The 7221-nt window shown below is 61.8% G+C and carries 5 protein-coding genes; 2 read left to right on the top strand and 3 right to left on the bottom strand.

Annotated features, from left to right (window positions below; genetic code table 11):
• Positions 1–41: 41 nt before the first annotated feature.
• From mupP to WBB95_RS06160, 3 genes are all read right to left on the bottom strand, one after another.
• Complete coding sequence (gene mupP, locus WBB95_RS06170; protein ID WP_424486757.1) at positions 42–713, bottom strand: N-acetylmuramic acid 6-phosphate phosphatase MupP; 672 nt, start codon at positions 711–713, stop codon at positions 42–44.
• 4 nt (positions 714–717) lie between these two features.
• Positions 718–1416, bottom strand: a complete 699-nt coding sequence (ubiG, locus tag WBB95_RS06165) for a bifunctional 2-polyprenyl-6-hydroxyphenol methylase/3-demethylubiquinol 3-O-methyltransferase UbiG (RefSeq protein WP_424486756.1) — start codon at positions 1414–1416, stop codon at positions 718–720.
• A gap of 63 nt (positions 1417–1479) precedes the next feature.
• A complete protein-coding gene (locus tag WBB95_RS06160; RefSeq protein WP_424486755.1) occupies positions 1480–2811 on the bottom strand; it encodes a TRZ/ATZ family hydrolase in 1332 nt (443 codons plus the stop codon).
• Between the two features lie 109 nt (positions 2812–2920).
• Between WBB95_RS06160 and mtnA the strand changes: the two genes are divergently transcribed.
• Complete coding sequence (gene mtnA, locus WBB95_RS06155; RefSeq protein WP_424486754.1) at positions 2921–3997, top strand: S-methyl-5-thioribose-1-phosphate isomerase; 1077 nt, start codon at positions 2921–2923, stop codon at positions 3995–3997.
• Positions 3998–4420: 423 nt separating this feature from the next.
• Entirely contained in the window at positions 4421–7084 is a 2664-nt protein-coding gene (gyrA, locus tag WBB95_RS06150; protein WP_424486753.1) for a DNA gyrase subunit A, read from the top strand.
• Positions 7085–7221: the final 137 nt, after the last annotated feature.

The raw sequence follows: 7221 nt of genomic DNA, 5'->3' as shown, positions 1-7221 counted from the left end.
CGCGAGCAAGCCCGCTCCCACATTTTAAACCTCGATCAGGGTCAGCAACTGCACAATGCGTTATCCAGCACCTTGCGCAGTTCCAGCGGGTGGTCCACCACCACGTCGGCACCCCAGTTGCGCGGGTTGTCGTCGGGGTGGATATAGCCGAACGTGACCGCGGCGGTGCGGGTGCCGGCGTCGCGGCCAGACTCGATGTCGCGCAGGTCGTCGCCCACGAACAGCACGCTGGCCGGGTCAAGATCAAGCATCTTGCACGCCAAAATCAGCGGCTCGGGGTCTGGCTTGCTGTTCTTCACGTGGTCCGGGCAGATCAGCAGCGCCGAGCGCTCGGCCAGGCCCAGCTGCTGCATGATCGGTTCGGCAAAGCGCAGCGGCTTGTTGGTGACCACGCCCCAGACCAGGTTGGACTTTTCGATGTCTGCGAGCAATTCGGCCATGCCGTCGAACAATTTGCTGTGGATCGCGCAGCCTTTGAGGTAACGCTCCAGAAACTCCTGGCGCAATTCCTCGAAGCCTGGGGATTCCGGGTCCATCGAGAAGGTCACGGCGACCATCGCCCGCGCACCACCGGAGATTTCATCGCGGACGTGCTGCGGGTTGATCGGCTCCAGACCACGGTCGGCGCGCATGGCCTGGCAGATGGCGATAAAGTCCGGTGCGGTGTCCAGCAGGGTGCCATCCATGTCGAAGAGAACTGCTCGCAACTTCACAGGCTTACTCCTCGCGCAGGGTCTGGATCATGTAGTTGACGTCAACGTCGCTGGCAAGCTTGTAGTGCTTGGTCAGCGGGTTGTAGGTCAGGCCGATGATGTCTTTCACGCTCAGGCCGGCCTGACGGCTCCAGGCGCCCAGTTCGCTTGGGCGGATGAATTTCTTGAAGTCGTGGGTGCCGCGCGGCAGCAACTTCATGATGTATTCGGCGCCGATGATCGCGAACAGGTAGGCCTTGGGGTTGCGGTTGATGGTGGAGAAGAACACCTGGCCGCCCGGCTTGACCATGCGGAAACAGGCACGAATCACCGAGGACGGGTCCGGCACGTGTTCGAGCATCTCAAGGCAGGTGACCACGTCGAACTGCTCGGGCATTTCCTCGGCCAGGTCTTCAGCGGTGATCTGGCGGTATTCCACGCTCACGCCGGATTCCAGTTGGTGCAGTTGAGCCACGGCCAACGGCGCTTCGCCCATGTCGATGCCCATCACCGTGGCGCCGCGCTGGGCCATGGCCTCGCTGAGGATGCCGCCGCCGCAGCCGACGTCGAGTACCTTTTTGCCGGCCAGGTTGACGCGCTCGTCAATCCAGTTGACCCGCAGCGGGTTGATGTCGTGCAGCGGTTTGAACTCGCTTTCACGGTCCCACCAGCGGTGAGCCAGGGCTTCGAATTTGGCGATTTCGGCGTGGTCGACGTTGCTCATGGTGAATCCTCTAAATCTGATAAATCGGTTTGCCGGGGTTGAAGCGTAGGTTCAAACCCGGCGTTATTCGCTGTGCCCGCTGATGCGTTGGCCCCAGGCAATGGCCGTGGCGGTCAACTGTTGTTCATCCATGCGGGTCAATTGCCGGTCGTCGAGCAACTGCTTGCCGGCGACCCAAAGGTGTTTCACGCAATCGCGCCCGGTGGCATATATAAGTTGTGAGACCGGATCGTAGATCGGTTGTTGCGCCAGCCCCGACAGATCGAAGGCGACGATGTCGGCGGCCTTGCCAACCTCCAGCGAGCCAATCTCGCTGTCCAGGCCCAAGGCGCGAGCGCCGTTGAGCGTGGCCATGCGCAGCGCGCGGTGGGCGTCCAGGGCGGTGGCCGAACCGGCCACGGCCTTGGCCAGCATCGCGGCGGTGCGGGTTTCGCCCAACAGGTCGAGGTCATTGTTGCTGGCGGCGCCATCGGTGCCGATCGCCACATTGACCCCAGCCTGCCACAGACGCTCCACCGGGCAAAAGCCGCTGGCCAGTTTCAGGTTCGATTCCGGGCAATGGATGATGCTGGTGTTGCTTTCTACCAGCAAAGCCAGGTCATCCTCGCTGATTTGGGTCATATGAACGGCCTGAAAGCGTGGGCCCAGCAACCCCAGGCGACCCAGGCGCGCCAATGGGCGCTCGCCGGTCTGCTCCACGGCTTGCTGCACTTCAAAGGCGGTTTCGTGCACGTGCATATGAATCGACGCGTCGAGCTCTTCGGCAATGATGCGGATTTTTTCCAGGTTCTCATCGCACACGGTGTACGGCGCGTGCGGGCCGAAGGTGATCTTGATGCGGGGGTGGTGCTTGAGGTCGCTGAACAGCTCGACACCCTGGCGAATCGCCTCATCCGGCGTGCTGGCGCCGGGAATCGGGAAGTCGAGGATCGGAATCGCGATCTGCGCGCGCATGCCGCTGTTGTGCACGCAATCGCTGGCGACCTTGGGGTAGAAATACATGTCGGAGAAGCAGGTAATGCCGCCCTTGAGCTGCTCGGCGATGGCCAGGTCTGTGCCGTCGCGCACGAACGCTTCATCGACCCATTTGGCTTCGGCGGGCCAGATGTGTTTTTCCAGCCAGGTCATCAGCGGCAAGTCGTCGGCCAGGCCGCGAAACAGGCTCATTGCCGCATGGCCGTGGGCATTGATCAAACCGGGGCTCAGCAGCATGCCCGGCAGCTCGCGTACTTCAGTGGCCGCCAGCTTCAAGGCCGCAGCCCGTGGCCCGATAAAGGCGATGCGCCCGTCGCGGATGCCCAGGCCGTGTTGCTTGAGCACCACGCCGGCAGGTTCGACAGGTACCAGCCAGGTGGGCAGCAGCAACAGGTCGAGCGGGGCGGCAGTGGAGGTCATCGCAGGCTTCTTCCCGGGCAGCTATAAAAGAAGGGCGAAGTATACCCGAGCGTCCTGGCTGGCGGATCGCTATAATCGGCGGCTTTTCTTCATGAGTGCGGGGTAAGGGATGCGCGACCGACTGTTGGCTGCAGAGAAAGTGAAGGCCATCGCTTGGCGTGATGGCGCGCTGCACCTGCTCGATCAGCGTGCCTTGCCGTCCCGGGAAAGCTGGGTCGCCTGTTCGACGGTCGAAGAGGTGGCTGCGGCCATTCGCACGATGGTGGTGCGTGGCGCGCCGGCCATTGGCATCAGCGCCGCCTATGGTTTGGTGCTCGCCGCCCGTGAGCGGATCGCCGAGGGCGGTGACTGGCAGGCCGCGTGGGAAGAAGACTACGCGCTGCTGGCCGATGCTCGCCCCACCGCATCGAACCTGTTCTGGGCCTTGAAGCGCATGCGCGACCGCCTGGACCGCCTCAAGAAGCACGCCGACCCGTTGGCGGTGCTGGAAGCCGAAGCCATTGCCATCCATGAAAGTGATCGGGAAGCCAACCTGACCATGGCGCAGTTGGGCGTCGAGTTGATCCGCAAGCATCAGGGCAATGCCCAGGCGATCCTGACCCATGGCAACGCGGGCGCCCTGGCGACCGGCGGAGTGGGCACAGCCCTCGGGGTGATTCGCGCGGCGTTCCTCGAAGGCATGGTCGAGCAGGTTTACGCCAACGAAACCCGCCCGTGGCTGCAAGGGTCGCGGCTGACCGCCTGGGAATTGGCGGGTGAGGGAATTCCGGTGACGATCAATGCCGACTCGGCAGGCGCGCATATCCTCAAGACCAAGGGCGTGACCTGGGTGATCGTCGGCGCCGATTGCATTGCGGCCAACGGTGATGTGATCGGCAAGATCGGCACCTATCAACTGGCCGTGTGCGCGATGCACCATGGCGTGCGCTTCATGGTGGTGGCGCCGAGTTCGACCCTCGACTTGATGATGGCCACTGGCGATGACGTGGCCCTGGAAGAGCGTGATGCCGACGAGTTGCTGGAGGTTGCCGGCCAGCGTTTCGCTGCCGATGTGGCGGCGTATAACCCGGTGTTTGATGTGACGCCGGCCGACCTGATCGACGTGATCGTGACCGAGAGGGGCATTGTGGAGCGGCCGGACACCGCCAAGCTGGCCAAGTTGATGTGCCGCAAGCGCCTGCACTGATGGGGGTGGCGCCGGGGAAATTGTCATTGCAGGCAAGCCAGCTCACACATTAATCGTGTTCACACCTCAACCTGTGGGAGCGGGCTTGCCCGCGATTGGCCCTGAAAGTCAACAAAACCCTCGGATCCGCCCTCAAAAAATAGTACCAATCCATCTCTGAGCCTCTCTCGTCCCCCTCAAGCCTGTCATCCGTCAACTTACTATGCTCCATGCGCATCAGGGGGATAGGTGCGTGGCGGCGATTGTGATAACATCCGGCGGTTTCCAGGGTTGCCCCGAGGGGCTGCCTATAACGTGCAGATCCGTGTCATAACTCGTTGATTTGTCGTAAGTCGTTGTCAGGCACTGTGCCGGCAGCGGCGAGCTTCGTTCGTCCCATATGGATGTGACGAGGTTTCACCCGAAAAAGGAATCAGGCTTCTCATGGGCGAACTGGCCAAAGAAATCCTCCCGGTCAATATCGAAGACGAGCTGAAACAGTCCTACCTCGACTACGCGATGAGCGTAATTGTCGGTCGGGCACTGCCTGATGCGCGCGATGGCTTGAAGCCCGTGCACCGGCGTGTGCTGTTCGCGATGAGCGAGCTGGGTAACGACTGGAACAAGCCGTACAAGAAATCTGCCCGTGTTGTCGGTGACGTGATCGGTAAGTATCACCCTCACGGCGACACTGCGGTGTACGACACCATCGTTCGGATGGCCCAGCCGTTTTCCCTGCGCTACCTGCTGGTAGACGGCCAGGGCAACTTCGGTTCGGTCGACGGCGATAACGCTGCGGCCATGCGATACACCGAAGTGCGCATGACCAAGCTGGCGCACGAGTTGCTGGCTGACCTGCACAAAGAAACCGTGGACTGGGTGCCGAACTACGACGGCACCGAAATGATCCCGGCCGTCATGCCGACCCGTATTCCCAACCTGCTGGTCAACGGCTCCAGCGGTATCGCCGTGGGCATGGCCACCAACATCCCGCCACACAACCTCGGTGAAGTCATCGACGGTTGCCTGGCCCTCATCGACAACCCTGAGTTGACCATCGATGAGCTGATGCAATACATCCCCGGCCCGGACTTCCCGACTGCCGCGATCATCAACGGTCGCGCCGGCATCATCGAAGCCTACCGCACCGGTCGCGGCCGCATTTACATGCGCGCCCGCTCGATGATCGAAGACATCGACAAGGTCGGTGGCCGCCAGCAGATCGTCATCACCGAACTTCCTTACCAGTTGAACAAGGCGCGTCTGATCGAGAAGATCGCCGAGCTGGTTAAAGAGAAGAAGCTCGAAGGCATCACCGAACTGCGTGACGAGTCTGACAAAGACGGTATGCGCGTGGTGATCGAGCTGCGTCGTGGCGAAGTGCCTGAGGTGATCCTCAACAACCTCTACGCCCAGACCCAGCTGCAAAGCGTGTTTGGTATCAACGTTGTCGCGCTGATCGACGGCCGCCCGCGCATCCTGAACCTCAAGGACCTGCTGGAAGCCTTCGTGCGTCACCGCCGCGAAGTGGTGACCCGCCGTACCGTGTTCGAACTGCGCAAGGCCCGCGAACGCGGCCACATCCTGGAAGGCCAGGCGGTTGCGCTGTCGAACATCGACCCGGTCATCGCCCTGATCAAAGCCTCGCCGACCCCGTCGGAAGCGAAAGAAGCGCTGATCAAGATGCCGTGGGAATCCAGCGCCGTCGTGGCGATGGTTGAACGTGCCGGTGCCGATTCGTGCCGTCCCGAGACCCTGGACCCACAGTACGGCCTGCGCGACGGCAAGTACTTCCTCTCGCCGGAACAGGCCCAGGCCATCCTCGAACTGCGCCTGCACCGCCTGACCGGTCTGGAGCACGAGAAGCTGCTGGCCGAGTACCAGGAGATTCTCAACCAGATCGGCGAGCTGATCCGCATCCTCAACAGCGCTGTGCGCCTGATGGAAGTGATCCGCGAAGAACTGGAAGTGATCCGCGCCGAATACGGCGACGTGCGCCGCACCGAAATCCTCGATGCCCGCCTCGACCTGACCCTGGGTGACATGATCCCGGAAGAAGATCGCGTGGTGACCATCTCCCACGGTGGCTATGCCAAGACCCAGCCATTGGCTGCGTACCAGGCCCAGCGTCGTGGTGGTAAAGGTAAATCGGCTACTGGCGTGAAGGATGAGGACTACATCGCTCACCTGCTGGTTGCCAACAGCCACACCACGCTGCTGCTGTTCTCCAGCAAGGGCAAGGTGTATTGGCTGAAAACCTACGAAATCCCGGAAGCGTCCCGCGCTGCCCGTGGTCGTCCGCTGGTCAACCTGCTGCCGCTGGACAGTGATGAATACATCACCACCATGCTGCCGGTCGATGAGTACACCGAAGGTCACTTCATCTTCATGGCCACCGCCAAGGGCACCGTGAAGAAGACCCCGCTGGAATCCTTCAGCCGTCAACGCAGCGTGGGCTTGATCGCCCTGGAGCTGGATGAAGGCGACGTATTGATCTCTGCCGCCATTACCGATGGCGAGCGTGAAGTCATGCTGTTCTCCGACGGCGGCAAAGTGACACGCTTCAAGGAATCCGACGTTCGTGCCATGGGCCGTACCGCCCGCGGTGTGCGCGGCATGCGTCTGCCGGAAGGGCAGAAGCTGATTTCGATGCTGATCCCGGAAGAAGGCAGTGAGATCCTCACCGCGTCGGCCCGTGGTTACGGCAAGCGTACGGCCATCAGCGAGTTCCCTGAGTACAAGCGTGGCGGCCAAGGTGTTATCGCCATGGTCAGCAACGACCGCAACGGCCGTCTGGTTGGCGCGGTGCAGGTGCTCGATGGCGAGGAAATCATGCTGATTTCCGACCAGGGCACCCTGGTACGTACCCGGGTTGATGAAGTGTCGAGCCTGGGCCGAAACACCCAGGGCGTGACGCTGATCAAGCTGGCCAGCGACGAGACCCTGGTAGGCCTGGAGCGAGTTCAGGAACCGTCGGAAGTCGAAGGCGAAGAGCTGGAAGGCGAAGAAGGGATTGCGCTTGAGGGGCAAGTGATCGGCGATGCCGATGACACTGTCGACGAGCCCACCCTCGATGCTGCTGCAGACGAAGAAGAACCGCAGGAATAAGCGGACACACAGGGGGCGGATGAAGATTCGCCCCCTTGTTGTTTGTCCCTTATGGAACAACACGTCCTCGGCCTGGACGCGATCAATGTGGGAGCTGGCTTGCCTGCGATGCGAGCGCCTCGGTCATTCAGTGATAC

It is taken from the genome of Pseudomonas sp. (genome assembly GCF_049645325.1).
Taxonomy (GTDB): Bacteria; Pseudomonadota; Gammaproteobacteria; order Pseudomonadales; family Pseudomonadaceae; genus Aquipseudomonas.
The sequence above is the reverse complement of the archived record's forward strand: the minus strand, read 5'-3'. Positions and strand labels throughout refer to the sequence as shown.